The organism is Paenibacillus sp. NRS-1760 (assembly GCF_050467785.1).
GTDB lineage: Bacteria > Bacillota > Bacilli > Paenibacillales > Paenibacillaceae > Pristimantibacillus.
This window is the reverse complement of record NZ_JBITPK010000014.1, coordinates 563,479-579,103: the sequence shown is the minus strand read 5'-3', so window position 1 is coordinate 579,103 and position 15,625 is coordinate 563,479. Positions and strand designations below refer to the sequence as shown.

Sequence of the window (15,625 nt, the reverse complement as noted above, 5' to 3'; positions counted from 1 at the left end):
CTCACCTCGCCCTGTGTGAATCTATCAAACGTGTTGGTCCCGAAACGCCGAAAACAGGGATAGTCGATTGTGCACTACCCCCGTCTTCAATTAAACCAATATGCTCAAATGCTTCATCGACCAGTGCAATTGAGACCACTTGCCAATCTACTATCTGGTTTTCGATAGACCAATCAAAATCTTTTTTTGACTTTTTGATTCTCGCTGCCATGGAAGGAGCTAGCATCGCGGCCACCATACAAATAGCCGCAGCATAGAGGTAATTGGCATCATCGTCTACTAACTCTGAGTATTGCGGCACGTTTTTAATTACTTTGGCTTCTGCGATCGGTAACACAGAAGGAGCGTCAATGCTGGCGTTGGATAATATTTCTTCACCAACGCCCAAGCGCCACCTAATTTCGTCGTGATAGGTTTCGGTTGTCAGAATCCTATTCGGCAACCGAACCACCACCAGCAGCCGCAATTGCTGCCATCAGCTCATCGGCGCTCATCTTGGTATAACCCGAAATTTTCAATTCTTTAGCGTTTGCCTTAAGGTCTCTAAGAGTATTCTCCGCTATAAGTGCGTCCAATTGCTCTTGCAATACCTCTTCGCGCTCCTTGGACTGTTGAAGCTCTGACTGAAGCTCCAGCTCCCGATTTGAAGGGTTTTCGCTAATCACTTCATCGCTTTCAATAATCACGGCTAGCAATTCACCCGATGCTGCATTACATATTTTTTTCTTTGCGATCTCAACCAAGCCGTCAGGGGCATCAGTTACGATATCCCCAGCGTTGTATTCGCCAACAGCATCCACTAGCACTTTTACAATTGTCACGGTAGATTCCTCCCTCTTACGCTACTGTAGCGAAGATATGCCAGTTTACATATTTCAGTTTTGGTAGTACCGTTGCGCCGTTGATGACTTGCCATTGGTCAGGATCGCCTTTAATTAGCTTTGGCAGCGCAAACTTGCCCGGGTGACCAGTGAAAATGTCCTCGTAGTTGTTCGGGCTGGTTACAAGATCCATCATCGAACCAGTAACGCCTTGTCCGACGATGATAACTGCATTGTCCGGGATAAACGGAAGGAATGTCCCTGTATCATCGATATATCCACCATCATAGACCTCGTATTGCAGCCCGTTGAGGTTCTGATCGATGATCGTTGCCAGTGAGTCCGCAGTCACGATGTTTTTACCGTGCGTATTTTTCAATAGATCACGAATTTTTTCGTTTTGCTTAAGGTACGTATCGACCTTTTTATTCGCAATGACTTTAACAGCTCTTGCACCGCTTCCACGGAATCGAAGAACCCAGTCATCTAGATCCTTAAGCGGATCGGCAGTTGCCGTATTGCTCCACAGAACGGATGCAGTAGGCTTATTGTTTGCTGGAACACCATAATCGATCGTAAAAGAGGGCTTAGTAGCCGTCGCTGGAATGACTAACTTCCCAGTCAGTGGCTGCCAACGCATCCATTCGAACCTCGTTTCAAGTCGAGCGTTAAGGTTAATCATGCGCTCGATCATGTACTCCTCTGCCCATAGCTGATCCAGCTTCGAACCCGGTTGGCGCAAGACTGCCATTTTTTCGCGATCAATAATAACTTTTTCCCGCCATTCCTGATTCGTGAAGCTCATTGACTTGACGAGTGGAGGCGTGTGAATTGGTGATGGATCGTTAAGGCCGGTTGGCGGCGTCATGCCTGTATCGTCATACGTGATATCGTATTCGATCGTAAGTCCGCGCTCCGTTTTCAGATCCACGCCTCCAGTGAGCAATTGGGCACCTCGGAATGAGTTGATATCCGTACGGATATTTTGAACGACTTCAGTTAGAAAATATGGATCTAGTACGTTAACTGCCATTATTGTTTATCCCCCTTATGCGAAGTAGCATAGACGCAACGCTGTTTTAGCAGCTGCATCAATGCCCGTCAGTTTTGATTCTGTAAAAATGCCTGCGATCCATGCGGAAGCTCCAATATCTGAAGTGGATGTATCCTGATCATTATCCAAAATACAAACAGCAACCTGAGAACCGTCAGTAGCTGCAGGCTTGTAAGGGATGAACTTTTTGGATGCCGTTATTTTCCCAAGCACCGTCCCTTTCTTCACAACGCCATTTCCTTGAGCCAGCAAAACGCCACCCGGAATCTTAGCTTGAAGATCGGTTGATGCAAGCACCTCAGTGAATTCTTGCGTATAAATCGGTCCCGGACCCGGAGCGCCATTGTACTGAGCATGATTCATATTATTTGTCCTCCTTAACTAGATGACCATTACCTGAGCTTTTAAGAGCTGCCCTAGCCTCATCACGAGCCAATGCTCTGATCTCATCAGGGGTCTTTTCTACTCCAGTGTTTTGCGAATTACTTGGTGCAGCTCCACTCAAAGCACCAGCTGGCAAATCAATATTAGCTCCCTGTGTATGTTGGCCGCCCCCGCCCAGCGCCGCTTGTGCATGCGCTTCATACGAAGCATTGATTTTTTCAATTTCCGAGACAGGCAAATGAGATAGCGCCGTCTTCATTGCTTCAACGTTAAATGCTGCACCCAGCGCACGAATGCCTGCGCTACATGCCTGATCAGTAACTTTCATTTTATACGCTTCGCCATCTGCCGCTTGTGCGCTTAATGATGCGATCTTGCCAACAATGTCCGAGTCATTCGTTACACCTAACGCTGTACGAATCTGACCAAGTAAACCGCCTGTTGCTGCAAGAGCAGCTTTTTGTTCATCTGTCACTGTTCCATCTCCTTCGGCCAATGCGTTGGCCTGTTCTTTATTTTGATGTTTCTTTGATACGAAAGCAGACATACCGCCTTTGTTCCCGAAAAAATAAAATACGCGACCATCGCCATCGAGCGACTTCGCATCTAAGGATAGAGGCTCATATTCGGTTTTTGATTGCTGAATGTCCTCTTCTTGCGAATGCTCCGACAGAGACCCGCGAGTAATGCCTGCGCCTTCATACCCTCCGTCGAATACAATGGAGTTTTCCATGATATAACCATCATCCGCTAATACCAGGCATTCTTTACCGTCATATTGCTGACCGCGCATATGGGAGCAATCTGCACTTCTGAAGTAATCCCCTCCGCATATGCTGCATGTATGCTTGGTGGATACGAAACCCGCTGAAGTATCAAATATCGTGCCGGAATCAATACCTATGGCTAATTGATCAGCTGAAATCCCGTTTGCTTCCAAGCCCTTAGCCATATAATGATCACCATAAAGCTCCAGCTCACCATTTTCCTCAACGATACGACTATCGAATGTCCTGCCATAAGGGAACGATAAAGCTTCCCATTTCTGCCAAGGATGATCCACCAACAAGGCGATGCCTTCTCTGACTTGATCCCCCATTTTTCGAAGAAAGTTAGGCGTAATCTTCATTTTGTACTTTTCAATCCGTTTGGTCCCGATGATTTTAGCTTGAAACACATGCACCTGCTCGTCGGTTAATTGAACCAATGCCTTTTGATTAATCTTTGATAGCTGTTCCGTTGTCGGTTTTGCCATTTTTGTTATTCACCTCCTTCCTCTGGCTCTTTTGCCTCGATTCGTTTATGCTGCAACATTTCTACCAACTCAGCAGGAATCTTGGCGTTCAAACCAAGTGTCCAACGCACTTCCTCTGCTGCCTCTTGTGGTGTGATATAAAGTTCCTTCTCAGCCAAAACATAGTTATTGATTTTAGAACGCCTATCTCTTTCAATCTCATTTTCAGATCGTAAATCAATAGGAGCATAATCAACTTCAACATTTGTCTGCATCCCCTTTACCCTTGCGGACATAGCAAAAGCCCGCTGCCAGAAACGTTTGGTTACGCCCCGTGCGGACTCTACATTCTTGATGTATATTTGGGTATCGATTGAGCTGTATGTCTCCGTTGACCCTTGATGCCGGGAAAGGATTGTAAGCAACGTCTTAAGCGATGTAGCCATTTGAGTATCAATGATATCGATAAGTTTCTTAATATCAATCATCGGGCCTGTGCTGCCGCCTTTTAAATACTCGACCTTAACGCTGTCCCAATGCACGAAAGTATCGTCAGGGTTAAGGGAATTGAAGTGTGTCATCACCTCGCCCATCCGTTCTGTTAGGAACTTCTGCTGGGCTGCCGGATTGTTCTGTATAGATGGAGGTGCATTCTTCAACATAATCTCTTCCATCATCGAAATGTCCAATCGTGGGTACCCTTGATTATGGACTACCGCTTTCAGATCCTGCAGCACTTGAAGGTGGAAGAATACCACCTGAAGCACTGGCAACATAGGCGTTCGCCCATATGGATCATCAACCATGGGATCAAATTCTTCATAAATGAATGTCGGCGTGTCAATCTTCTTATATTGCCCAAACCATTCTTCGCCGGATTGCCGCCTTGGATGCTTTACATATTGCCATGGTGTAAGCCGATCAGTGTCTGACTCTCTCCGAAACCAAATGAGCGCCGGATCGACCGGGACAATATCTATCACATCGTTACATTGTTCATTTAGTACGACTTCACCAGCGCATGCCCCTCGGACCATAACCATCATACGTTGTATCGTATCCAGCTTGTCCAATGACCGTCCGTGCTGATAACCAGGTGACGGCAGCGGTGTATTCAGCATGCTCTTTAGCTCATCCAGCACACGTTGCCCGCTTTTATCGTTGCTGTTATTTGGTTTTTTAGCCGTAAACGTTAAGGCCGTATCCCCCATCCTCAAATAGGTGTACAGAGCATAGGACACGTCTGGATGGACGGATATAAGTAGCTCTAACAATTCCTCGGCTGTATAGCTTTGGAGCTTGGTAAGATCGATGTTATGCGCTTGCTGATACTTTTTTGGTAACCAGTTGAATATGCCGAATGGGTTCGTGCTTTTTGGAACTGTTGCCCTGCCTCCTCCCATCATCCGGTTCTTAACGGATGAAGGAAGTACACTCATGGCAAATGAATAGATTGTCTTTTGATACCATTTCAAGTCTCCACCTCCCTCCTTTACTACCTCCGAATAGTCACACCACCGATAAATGGAGTCATCACGCGATCATTCTGCGGCTCAAGCATGTATTCACCAAAGGCCAACACGAAAGCATCTGCTCTGTCAGGAGACTTGAGACCACGTTTCTTCATGTCATCCTTGCTTTCGAGCATGATCTTGCCCTTGGACGTCATCCGCCATTTACGAGTAGAGAGTTGAGATATTAATTTGTCATCATCGGGCAGCTCAAACTCTGGCTGCTGTCCGTTGATGAAAGCAGTCATGTTCCCTTCCAGCTCAGTTCGTATCGCTCCCCACATTTCAGAGCTTAAGTTGCCGTAATACTCATCATACGTCTTGCCATTGTTGTTGATCGGCACAATCTCCCAGAATAAACCTTCTTCTGCCACAATCTCATTTAAACGATCGGTTACTCCGCCGCCAACCCCAGTGTCATCCACTCGGATAATGACTCTTTCGATGTTGGTATGCTCGAGTAATATGTCTTTGGTCAATCTAATAACCCAGCCTGCTGTAACCATCGTATCCTCTTTATGATGATGCTGCTGACCGACTACCTTCTTGCCAATGCCTGCATATATGGATGTTTCGTCATCTCCGAAACGAGCAACGTCACAACCAATCGTTAGCACTGTGCCGGATGGATTGACTTGGACTTCCCTTGCCGCAAACTCCGCCACTTCTAACGTTATGAATGTGCCAGCTTCACCACGAGGGAATTGACCTTCCACCCTGACGCGATATACATCGCTGCCTTCGCCGTATTTCCGCTTCAACATTTCGATGTTTTCTTTGCTGGTGCGTGGGCTATTGAGACATGAGACTTGGTGCGTTTTGTAAATGTCCCGGTCTCGGTTGTGAGAATCAAAAAAGAACCCACTCGTTTTAGTTGGGTTACCGAACATCGCTAATTTGTTATTGTCGCCAGATAATGTACCGAATATCGCAGCCATAATGCGATCGTCCACGCCGGATGCCTCGTCCACGATGAACAACATATTTTCTTCGTGGAAACCCTGCATATTCTCTGGCTTGGTTGCTGTTCGCGCTGTAGCGAACCACCGTTCCTCATAATTACGCATGTAGACTTTCGTCTTTGTCCATTTGAGGATACGTTTCAGAATCGGGCTTTTGGATTGCCATTTACTGATCTCAGCCCACAACACGTCATTCAGTTGCTGTCGTGTTGGAGCTGTGCATACAACACGAGGAAATAGAAAGCAAGAGAGGAACCAAAGCGCAATCGCAGCTTCAAGCGCCGTTTTGCCAACCCCTTGTCCCGATCTGACAGAAACTAATCGATCGTTGGCTATATCGTTTGCGACCACTTCTTGCCATTCATCCGGATTAAAATTAAGGATCTCACGGAAGAAGGTATTCGGACTCTTTCGGTATACTGGTATGCGTTTCTTGAATGCGGCCATTCGTTTGGTTAAGCTCTCTGCCTTACTCATCCTGCATTACCCCGTTTACCCAGTCATCAATTAACTTGGAATCGTCATCGAGTTCATCGCCGTTGTTCGCCAGCTTCTCAACCTGTAACTTCACGCGCTCATGTTCTGTTTTTGCTTTCTCCATCTGCACGTTCATCATTTCAAGTTTGGCGCGGCGTTCGTCATTTTCCGGTGCAGCAGATAAGAATTGTTTAACGGCTGAGCGAAACTCTCGCATTGCAACAGCAAATGTTTTAATATCAACTGCCTGCTTATCCCATGCATGCTGATACTCCCACTCTTCCTCAACGAAAACATCGAACGATTCCATACTTGCGTTTTCGCCTTCACCGACCATTTCACGATCGATTTGACGTTTCTGTTTCTTTAGCACCTTTGTTTCATCGTTCTTATCCCGAACGAACATGATGCGTTGAGCCCAAATCATCTTGGTATACGCTATTTCTACGGTCTGCCAAATCATATCTAATGGCTCCATTTGCTGAGCCATGTCTAGCAATTCGAGAAATTCAGGATCTTGCGGCATGAATTTACGAAATAATCCGTGAATGACCGCCTTGTCGTTTCCAACAGGACCGCCGGGTCCACCACTATTGCCAATTGAGTTTTTATTACCAGGCTGAGCACCACGTTTTCGCTTAACTGGTATTTCGTCCCACTTGTCGAGAAACTTCCATTTCCGCACAAGCGCAGGACTGATTCCTAACTCTTCCGCAATGTCGGTCAGTTTCTTTTCGCGACTGCTTTTAATCCATATTTTTAGTGCTTCTGCTCTGTTGTTGCTCCTGCTTCTAGACAAGCATCATCACCACCTCCGATGGCATAATAAAGGTGTTTTTTAAGTATTCGAGTTGGAAAGAACGCTCCAGCTTCATTGGTAACGCTCATGATTGAGAAAGCAGCCACTAGACCGATGACGAGGATGGACTCTTAAAGCCTTAGTTTCTCCTAATAAATGGTTCTAGGATTCCTTTCAGTGTATATTGTATGGAATTCAGAAAATATCAGTTTTAATTGTTGTATCATGGCTTCGACCGATTCTGCGAAAACCGAATTCCCTATGCACCTTCTTAAAGGTAATTCATCACAGAGAATGACGGTCCATCGCCTCATCCCATGTGTCTTGTTTGATGCCCAAATAGCGCAAAGTAACGGATTCCTCACTATGGTTAAACAATTCCATTAGTAACGAAATGTCTTTTTCGCGCTGATAAAAATAATATCCAAAAGTCTTTCTCATAGAATGAGTACCGATATTTTCAAGGCCTGCCTTCTTAGCAGCTTTGCTGAGAATTTTATATGCCTGACTTGTAGTAATAGGTTCGTCTATTCTTCCCGAGCAATGCTTCTTATTCCGGCTCTTGAATAAGTATTCATGGTCTGGCTTACCTCTTATATAATTGTCAAAAACCTCTCTCAGAGCTTTGTTGATCTTGATCTGCTTGAACTTGCCGGTCTTTAACTCGGTCACATGAAGGTGAGTTCCTTTAACATGGTAGACTTGAAGTGGCAATATATCTGAAATTCGAAGGCCTGTGTTAATGCCAGTCATTAGCATCACAAAGTCACGCTCATTATTTGTATAGAGGTTTTCCTTTATTACTTGAAGTTTTCTCGGATCTCTGATCGGCTGAACAAATTTCATTAACACAACACCCCCCTTTGATTCTGAATAATAAAGCGGCAATAAACAATTGTTGAGTAATGTTTGCCCTGCAAAGTGTGTTACCAGGATGAAGGTGCCTCCTCATCATAGTTTCAGGTGCTACCTGACAGTGCAGGGCTGCTCCTCTCATAAGTAGTCATCAACTACATACTGATGAGAGTCTATATGTGAAGCGCTATAAGCGCTTATCACTGTTGTCTACCGTGACGGCGCTCTTTTCGATTGCGAGGCGCTGGAGCTGCCTGCGGGGCGAATCTCTTTAGTAGGTCTTTCAGCCATTTTTTCATCTTTTGGACACCTCACTCTGCTACAGAAATGTTTTGAACCTTCATGCCTACCCCATGGACAGCTGCGGCATTTAGCCGGTTGCTGTTTGCTGTCGCTTACTGTGGGTAATCGTCTTGTAAACCTCAACCGGATCGCCTCCTAAGCATAGAAAAAGGAGCCGCATTAGCGACTCCTTGAAATTATCAATTGGTCAGCTCGTCGGAATGATCCGGCAAACTGAACAAGGGACAAGTCAACCTTGTTAGGGGCATTTAACCCCACCTCATCATCACACGCTTGGCGACTGGCGCCTAAGGTTCGCAATCTTACATTGACCCACCGCGTGACCGAGTCCTACAAGTGATAAGGGTACAGTAGGATTCACCCGAGCAATGTTCTGCTCTTTATGAATCTAACTGTACCCCTATAAAACACGCATTGGACTAGCATCATGAAGGCTTTTCGCTTGCATTTTACACGCATTTCAAAATTCAAATTCTTTAAGGATGTTTGCTACTGCGATTATTCCTTTTTTGATCCTTCTATCCACGGTCGATGCGTTGTAGAAGCGATAATGCGTTACAACGTCCTTACGCCTTATCCCTTCGATGAATCGCATCTCTATTGAATTTTGAATATCTGGATTAATAATGCAACGTACCGCTCGTTCAATCGATAGTGTCGAACATTTGAATGTATTGTACGCTAATTCCTGTTTTGGTGAAAGAACATTCATTTGTTCTAGTTCTGACATGACGAATTTCTGTCTTCTATATCTCATTAATAATGATTTAGCTTGCTTAATCTCCTCCGCCGTTGCTGGAGGGAAGAATACCATCTGTTCTTCATACCGTAGTTCGTTTGCCATTGCCAACATTCCCCTCATCCCCTTTGTGTTATAATGGAAGATGAGATGTTTCATTAGTCATCCGGCGCCCGTTCCCCAACTGATGCCGGATGCTTTTTTTATTTATGAATTAATACATTATCGAATGGTCCAATGTCTTCCCCGTAACTGCCTTTGTATACCTCTCGATCGTGATCCCAGCAATGTTGGCACATCTTGCCCCCGTTTGAGTCACTGTCGAAAATATGGCAAAGTCGAAGCTTCAAACTCACCTCATCACACCAGGCGCACTTTCCACCATTTTCATATGCTGCAGCTATTAGAATCTGCTGTTCTTCTGATAATTCAACCGTCCCGATAACGGGAGCATGAAAGAAAATGTCCATCTCAAACTGTTCCGGCAAGCCCGTGAAGCCTTTCGCCTTGAATGCCAGTACATCGGCATTATTAAGATCGATTACCAATCTGTTATCCACTAAACGCAACATGAACTTATTGTACTCACTCATATGGTAGCAGCCTCCTTTAATTCAAGTTCCGCTTTTAAAACTTCTGCAAATAACGGTGCAACAATCTCACAGAAGACCATTGCTCGGCGGTCGCCGGTCGTTTCAACGTCCATACAATGTGCAAAATAATCTCCATCAAAGAATTCATTCAGGTATCTGGCATTCCACAACAGGCCCCAAAAAGCATCTGCTGACATTTCTCCTTCATTTTCAATACTCTCCAGCTCGTCCCAAGCATCTCTAACACGATTGATGAGCAGTGGGTATATTTTCTTCTTGTCTTCTTGCATGTAAGAGTAAGAACGTCTCTTTTCTCGGTACTGTTGAAGTAACTCCTTCTTCAAATATGCAATGTTTTTTTCAGGGTCCACTCTAGATGCTCTATCGCGGTCGTGGATTTTATCATACAAATAACCTCGCGCTTCCCCGCCGTGGCAAACTCTGATTAAAAATTCCTTGAAATTTTCTTTATCGAACATACGCCAGCTGTAATTAAAATTACCACAATCACTAATGACATTAAGATCGCCTGTATTATTAATGGTGATTGTGGCCCACTGGCAATGATAGCTGCCGATCCGAAGGCGGTATACTTCTGATACATCCTTTTCAACCTGATAGACAACCGGTTTATCGTCTTGTGTTACAACAGTGCTTTGCATTGCATTAGGCATGTGTAGCAGCCTCCTTTTCTTATAAAAATAATTGCGGTTCTAAGTCTCGAAGTAGACGCTCCGCATCCTCGGGAGTCCCTTCGCCATTTATAACACGGAAGCGAAGGTCATCATCAATTGGCCCCCAAATAACTAAGCGGCCGTTGTTGTACTCGTTGCATAACCCTTCGTTGAAAGCAATAGACAAAATGCAAAAAGTATCGTTATCGCCATATGCTTGAATAGTCTCGTTAGATATACCTACAGCATTGAGCTTCTTGCGGTTTTCTTCACTATTCGCAACAAGAATATAACAATCTTCTCCGCCTTGTTGCTCTATGACTTCAAGACTATTTAGGACGTTTAATGCAGTTTGCTTATTCACGTTAACCCTCCCATGTAATTGCGTATTCATTACCAAATCCTGAACCCACCGGATTTTGTAGCGAATTCAGCGAATTTCTCAACTTTCTCTATTGTTTCGATATGAGCAGGAAGATTATAAGTCTTGAATTCTTTATTCCATTCTTCCATTCGCGCCCGTTCTTCTTCATCGATCGATTCCCATTCACTTCGCTTTCCTCGTTCGACTGTAGACCACCCCATTGCAACAGCTGCCATCAATTTTGCGTTTTTTTGAGTGACGTAATATCCATCATTAGACATTGGGCTTCCACCCTTTTTACCAGCGATGTAGCGGTATGACGCTGGTCGGATTGAATTCCCGGCTCCGATTACAAGACCAACACCTATTTCGAGAAGGATGAACGGCCAGAAAAACGCTCCAATTCTTACTGAATCCATTTCTTTATTGCGTGGACATAGATCGTATGACATCGAAAGATTCCTCCCATGTAATTTAATATTCAGAAGCATAACTTCGGTTGTAGCGTTGCTGTCCGCCGTTCTGCTATTGCAACGTACTGCTCGCCTAGCTCTATAATTGTACATTCCCTATTATTCTCCAGTGCCACTTTCAAAGTGGTTCCAGATCCTCCAAACGGATCAAGTACATGTCCACCGACTGGCGCGCCTGCTAGAATACAAGGCTCAATTAGCTTCTCAGGAAATGTTGCAAAATGAGCTTCTGGAAATGGCTGAGTCGCTACCGTCCACACGCTTCTTTTGTTGCGCATTCCGCTATATTCAATCTCTTCCCGATCGGGGCGGTGCTGTTGCTGCTGACCTGGTGGCGGAGATTCTTTAACGGATCTCGCAAAAGAATTAGAACGGCTACGACCAGTACGGTGGATTGTACCATGTGCTCCCTCTTCCATATCCCAGCCTGCAGGAACCTTGAAATTTCCCTTTGTCTTCCGTTTGCCGCCATCTTGATTATCAAAAGTTGATCCTTCCGTGTATGAGCCACCGCGAAAACCGTTTGCCCATTCATCCTGCACACCTGGCTCTTTAATCGCTTCGTTGTCATAGTAGTAGCGCTCCGACTTGGCCAGAAGGAACATGTATTCATGTGCTTTAGTTGTTCGGTCCCGAGTACTTTCTGGCATTGGATTAGGCTTGGACCAAATATTGTCCATCCTTAGATACCATCCGTCTGCCTGTAATGCAAACGCTACACGCCATGGCATTCCGATTAGATCCTTTGCCTTTAATGCATTTGTCCGGCAACGTCTTCCGCCTTTCCCCGGGTTTATTGGATCTATCCATTTTTCATCATTTTTATTGCTTAAGCTGCTCGCGTAACTATCACCATAATTCAACCAAAGCGTGCCGTCATCTCTCAACACTCGCTTAACTTCGCGAAAAACCAGTACTGAATGTGCGACAAACATTTCAGGTGTTGGCTCAAGCCCAAGGCAACCACGCCAAGCTGGGACAGTGACTGGTGGAAGTCCTGACATTGGCGAGTATGTGACCTCCGGCCAGTCACTCTCAGGGATTCCGTAATCTCTCAACCCCCAATATGGCGGCGATGTTACGCAAGTGTTAAATTGCTCTGGCTCCATCTTCTGCATTATCAATCGATTATCGCCCTGCATTATCATCGTTTGCTCACCTCATGTTCTTCCGTATTCAGCGAATGTTCATTCGCAAAGCCCATAAACGCTGGAGCAAGACGGGAAATCATCAAGCTCTATCATCTTCAACAGATCGTATGTGTGACCGCCGTAGCTTGTCTTTGACCATTCCACCCAATCCCATATATCATTTTTATCATCATCCAAGAGAGCCGGGAGGAATGAAGCTGCACCTCTTTTTGAAGCTCCTGCGACAATTCGTTCCCATTCTGATATTCTTTCAATTTCCGCTGGAAATCGCCTAGCTATTTCGAACAGTTCACCTTTGTTGACATTTATACAAGGCATGCAGCCAACGCGGGACATCCCCTGCGAATATAGAGGATTTGGTTCGATGCCGTGTTTCTTGTGCATATCGAACACATCTTTAGCGCTCCAGCGCAGCAATGGTCGGTAAACTTCGTAACCTTCTGGCGTTTGCTCTCGTTCAGGCAGTTTGGCGCGGGCTAAACTTTCGGAAGCTCGGACACCTTGCCAACTTACAATGTGGTATCCATCCTCCAAAAGCGGGAAATAAACTTCCTCTGCAATTGGTAGTATTTTCAGCCATTCCGTGCAGAACCTTGCTTTTGTTGAAGGGAAACGACCTTTCCAAATACAGAGATCGAGAAATGGAATCCCAGTTGGATGTAAATGTTCAAGCGCCCTAGACACTATGGCTTCTGCTTCCTCAGAAGATTTACCTTTTACTGTTGGTTCCCATATCCAGCCGCTGACACCTTTATAGGTTTTATAAATATCAATTGGCGGAATCGACGGCGGGAGCGTTAAATCTTCTTCACTCGATCCTTCAAACTCTGGTTCCACGCTCACCCAGCGGCCAGGTATATCCTTCTGTAGTTTTGTAGGCCAATGATTTATTACATACTCACGTTTCTTGGCGATCTGCTTTGTAAAGTCGGGGACTACTCGGCGGATCGGACCAAGCTCTCTTTCGAGGTAGTCTAGATATTCATATGTTGAAGGGTGTTCGTTTCCAGTGTCAGCGAATACTGGGATGACTTTTATCCCCAATTCCTTCACAGCGTATATCCACATCGCCGCGCTGTCTTTACCGCCAGATACACTCATTACGTCTGCTATTTTCTCCATATCGTCCTCCCATACATCTCAATATTCAATATGTTGTATAGTCGATTTTTCCACCTTTTCTTAACAGGCAAGCATTAAGGAATATCCCAAACAACCGATCATCCCATGAACATATCCCGTCCTCTAAATCAAACCCCTTTGCGCCGTTATATAAATTCATAGCAGCTTGAACGAGACGCCTTGCCCCACCAGACAATCCAGCGAAGCATTCTCCTCCAGTGATCAAGTTCCCTTGTTCGTCTACCTCTTTAAAGTCACGACGGTAGTAGGTACCATCCTTTGAATAATCCCAATCGTCATGTTCTCCCACTTTCACTGTTTCATAGTCGTAGCACCATGAAAATAGCCATTCTAGTTGATTCAGATCTCCTAAGTGTTCAAACACGCCTGGTACTGCTATGATGTATCCTGCCGAACGGTAATCGCTTGCCTTCTCAATTTGAGAAAATTTTTCTTTCAGTTTTAAAAAATTTGCAGAATGTTCAAGGCTTATAAATTGCACGTTCTTTTCTTTAATCATTTTCTAAACACGCTCCTTAAGTTAGCTTGGTTTCTTTATTGCCTTCCTACAAGAAACTACCAAAGCTTTTATTAATAACTTCTTTTTGGCTTTTTTCTTCGTTGTGGGAAGTTTGTACGCTAGGAGCTTCTGTGATCGATACCCGTGCGGATATTAAGCCCTCCCTCCCCTGAACTCGATCCAAATGAATGAGCTGCTTTACATAACGACTAAAGTTTTTCCGCTTCATTGCATGCTTTAAATCCGCACTTTCGTCAGGATCGTCTATGTTAAATCCGATTGTTTTTCTAACCGTGTTATCCTCTTTGCTCACCGTATACCCCCTTGGCGATGGCATAAAAGGCAGCTGCACTACCAAAAGTTGGCGAAACCCGATTGCCATTGATTAATGGTTGATAAGGGGCAGCCTTTACATAATGGCTTTGTAGGGCTTCTGAAAGCTTCTCAGCCACACCACCAATTACCCGTACAGGATTTTCTTTTGACCATTTCGATTGAGTTTTAGAAATAAGCAGCCTAGACATTGCTGTTATATCTGCTTGTTTGACCGTATCCATACCAAACAACTCAGTATCCGAATCTCTATCTATCTTTCTGACAGATTCTCCATCGTAGTAGCAAGTAGCCCAGTTAAGAGTACCGCCGCCTAAATCAACAATATGAAAATATCCTAGTGGCGGTTCGAGCATTCCAGTTGAAGCACATTCGGCTCCTACTTCTACGCGATTTATTCTAAATGTCTTAGTGACACCGTTCACTGTCATGGTGTGAACCCCGATAAGCATGTTTTTAATAGCTAGTTTTTCGTCATCCGTATGTTTGCTGATGGGCTGACCTACTACTATCGCATTGTCTGTATCTGACGAGTATTGATGGACGGCAAGCAGAACTCGAAGTTTTGCATCCTCGTTTGCTTTTGTGTCCCCCTTAATGCTGCCAGAAAACTCGCTTTCGTAACGAGCTAACAACCCCGCAAATCCCTTACGATCGTTGTATTCGAACTCCATATCATCAGGACCATAAGTAGTGATTAGATTACGCTGCCTCCACTCACCAATGTCAGATGCAAAATCAAATGCACCATTTTTATTAACTACCTTGACTCGATGATTTCCCGCATCAATTCCTAAGATCATTTGTCCATTCCCCTTTTTTTATTAACTGGTTAATAATTTTATAGATAGCGTTGTTAATTCATCTCGTTTTTTAATAAAGGGTTATTAAAGTCGCTTTATTCAAGATGTTGTATCAGAACAATGTAAGTTGTTGAAAATTCAGCGGCTGTGCTTCCCTCTGCCAAGCTTCTTCGCTGTATGAACCAGCAGCTTCCTTACTACGGTAAAATATCCTCACTTGACCGTTCGGGACCTTGACGCGCTTCTCAAACCTTACCTTTTGACCTTCAATCCTATGGCTCCATTCCCCTGGACGGCTTTGCAGGATACTATGAGCCAGTTCTGAACAACCCTTCCAACTCAGTTTCAGCATGATCTTCACCCCTACGCATCAACTCTGTTAATGCAGCAGCTTTAAATAATAAGCCAGCATGATCGTTTTCATAAACGATGCTTTTTAGCTCCTCCTTAGAA

20 protein-coding genes are annotated in these 15,625 nt (G+C 44.7%); all 20 read right to left on the bottom strand.

The features are described 5' to 3' along the window. Position 1 precedes the first annotated feature (1 nt). The 20 genes from ACIFSR_RS21870 to ACIFSR_RS21775 all read right to left on the bottom strand — a co-directional run bounded on the left by ACIFSR_RS21870 (position 2) and on the right by ACIFSR_RS21775 (position 15,524). A complete protein-coding gene (locus tag ACIFSR_RS21870; protein ID WP_430059930.1) occupies positions 2–388 on the bottom strand; it encodes a hypothetical protein in 387 nt (128 codons plus the stop codon). Between the two features lie 43 nt (positions 389–431). Beyond that, the gene (locus ACIFSR_RS21865) at positions 432–821 is read right to left on the bottom strand and encodes a Rho termination factor N-terminal domain-containing protein (RefSeq protein WP_430059928.1); all 390 of its coding nucleotides are present in this window, start codon (positions 819–821) and stop codon (positions 432–434) included. 16 nt (positions 822–837) lie between these two features. Next, complete coding sequence (locus tag ACIFSR_RS21860) at positions 838–1,854, bottom strand: major capsid protein (RefSeq protein WP_430059926.1); 1,017 nt, start codon at positions 1,852–1,854, stop codon at positions 838–840. A 15-nt stretch (positions 1,855–1,869) separates the two neighbouring features. Further along, positions 1,870–2,238, bottom strand: coding sequence for a head decoration protein (locus ACIFSR_RS21855; RefSeq protein WP_430059924.1), 369 nt, complete (start codon positions 2,236–2,238; stop codon positions 1,870–1,872). 1 nt (position 2,239) lies between these two features. After that, positions 2,240–3,514 (bottom strand): hypothetical protein, encoded by a 1,275-nt coding sequence (locus ACIFSR_RS21850; RefSeq protein ID WP_430059923.1) that lies wholly within the window; start codon positions 3,512–3,514, stop codon positions 2,240–2,242. Positions 3,515–3,519: 5 nt separating this feature from the next. Continuing rightward, entirely contained in the window at positions 3,520–4,968 is a 1,449-nt protein-coding gene (locus ACIFSR_RS21845; RefSeq protein ID WP_430059921.1) for a hypothetical protein, read from the bottom strand. A 20-nt stretch (positions 4,969–4,988) separates the two neighbouring features. After that, complete coding sequence (locus ACIFSR_RS21840; RefSeq protein WP_430059919.1) at positions 4,989–6,443, bottom strand: AAA family ATPase; 1,455 nt, start codon at positions 6,441–6,443, stop codon at positions 4,989–4,991. After that, positions 6,436–7,242 (bottom strand): phage terminase small subunit, encoded by an 807-nt coding sequence (gene terS, locus ACIFSR_RS21835; RefSeq protein WP_430059917.1) that lies wholly within the window; start codon positions 7,240–7,242, stop codon positions 6,436–6,438. The genes ACIFSR_RS21840 and terS overlap by 8 nt, the downstream gene beginning before the upstream one ends. Before the next feature lie 285 nt (positions 7,243–7,527). Then, positions 7,528–8,088 (bottom strand): site-specific integrase, encoded by a 561-nt coding sequence (locus ACIFSR_RS21830; protein WP_430059915.1) that lies wholly within the window; start codon positions 8,086–8,088, stop codon positions 7,528–7,530. Between the two features lie 772 nt (positions 8,089–8,860). Beyond that, entirely contained in the window at positions 8,861–9,244 is a 384-nt protein-coding gene (locus ACIFSR_RS21825) for a hypothetical protein (RefSeq protein WP_430059913.1), read from the bottom strand. 98 nt (positions 9,245–9,342) lie between these two features. Further along, entirely contained in the window at positions 9,343–9,732 is a 390-nt protein-coding gene (locus tag ACIFSR_RS21820; protein WP_430059911.1) for a hypothetical protein, read from the bottom strand. Continuing rightward, positions 9,729–10,406 carry a hypothetical protein gene (locus ACIFSR_RS21815; protein WP_430059909.1) on the bottom strand — a complete coding sequence of 226 codons (678 nt, stop codon included), beginning with the start codon at positions 10,404–10,406 and terminating at the stop codon, positions 9,729–9,731. The genes ACIFSR_RS21820 and ACIFSR_RS21815 overlap by 4 nt, the downstream gene beginning before the upstream one ends. Positions 10,407–10,425: 19 nt before the next feature. Further along, entirely contained in the window at positions 10,426–10,770 is a 345-nt protein-coding gene (locus ACIFSR_RS21810; protein WP_430059907.1) for a hypothetical protein, read from the bottom strand. Between the two features lie 29 nt (positions 10,771–10,799). Next, entirely contained in the window at positions 10,800–11,222 is a 423-nt protein-coding gene (locus tag ACIFSR_RS21805; protein WP_430059905.1) for a hypothetical protein, read from the bottom strand. 29 nt (positions 11,223–11,251) lie between these two features. Further along, positions 11,252–12,391, bottom strand: a complete 1,140-nt coding sequence (locus ACIFSR_RS21800) for a DNA-methyltransferase (RefSeq protein WP_430059903.1) — start codon at positions 12,389–12,391, stop codon at positions 11,252–11,254. Between the two features lie 39 nt (positions 12,392–12,430). Beyond that, the gene (locus ACIFSR_RS21795) at positions 12,431–13,516 is read right to left on the bottom strand and encodes a phosphoadenosine phosphosulfate reductase family protein (protein WP_430059901.1); all 1,086 of its coding nucleotides are present in this window, start codon (positions 13,514–13,516) and stop codon (positions 12,431–12,433) included. A 25-nt stretch (positions 13,517–13,541) separates the two neighbouring features. Then, a complete protein-coding gene (locus ACIFSR_RS21790) occupies positions 13,542–14,036 on the bottom strand; it encodes a hypothetical protein (RefSeq protein ID WP_430059899.1) in 495 nt (164 codons plus the stop codon). Between the two features lie 46 nt (positions 14,037–14,082). Then, positions 14,083–14,349: a hypothetical protein gene (locus ACIFSR_RS21785; protein WP_430059898.1), complete on the bottom strand. Its 267-nt coding sequence runs from the start codon at positions 14,347–14,349 to the stop codon at positions 14,083–14,085. Further along, complete coding sequence (locus ACIFSR_RS21780; protein WP_430059896.1) at positions 14,333–15,172, bottom strand: ParM/StbA family protein; 840 nt, start codon at positions 15,170–15,172, stop codon at positions 14,333–14,335. Before ACIFSR_RS21780 ends, ACIFSR_RS21785 begins: the two co-directional genes overlap by 17 nt. Before the next feature lie 112 nt (positions 15,173–15,284). Further along, a complete protein-coding gene (locus ACIFSR_RS21775) occupies positions 15,285–15,524 on the bottom strand; it encodes a hypothetical protein (RefSeq protein WP_430059894.1) in 240 nt (79 codons plus the stop codon). Between the last annotated feature and the right edge of the window lie 101 nt (positions 15,525–15,625).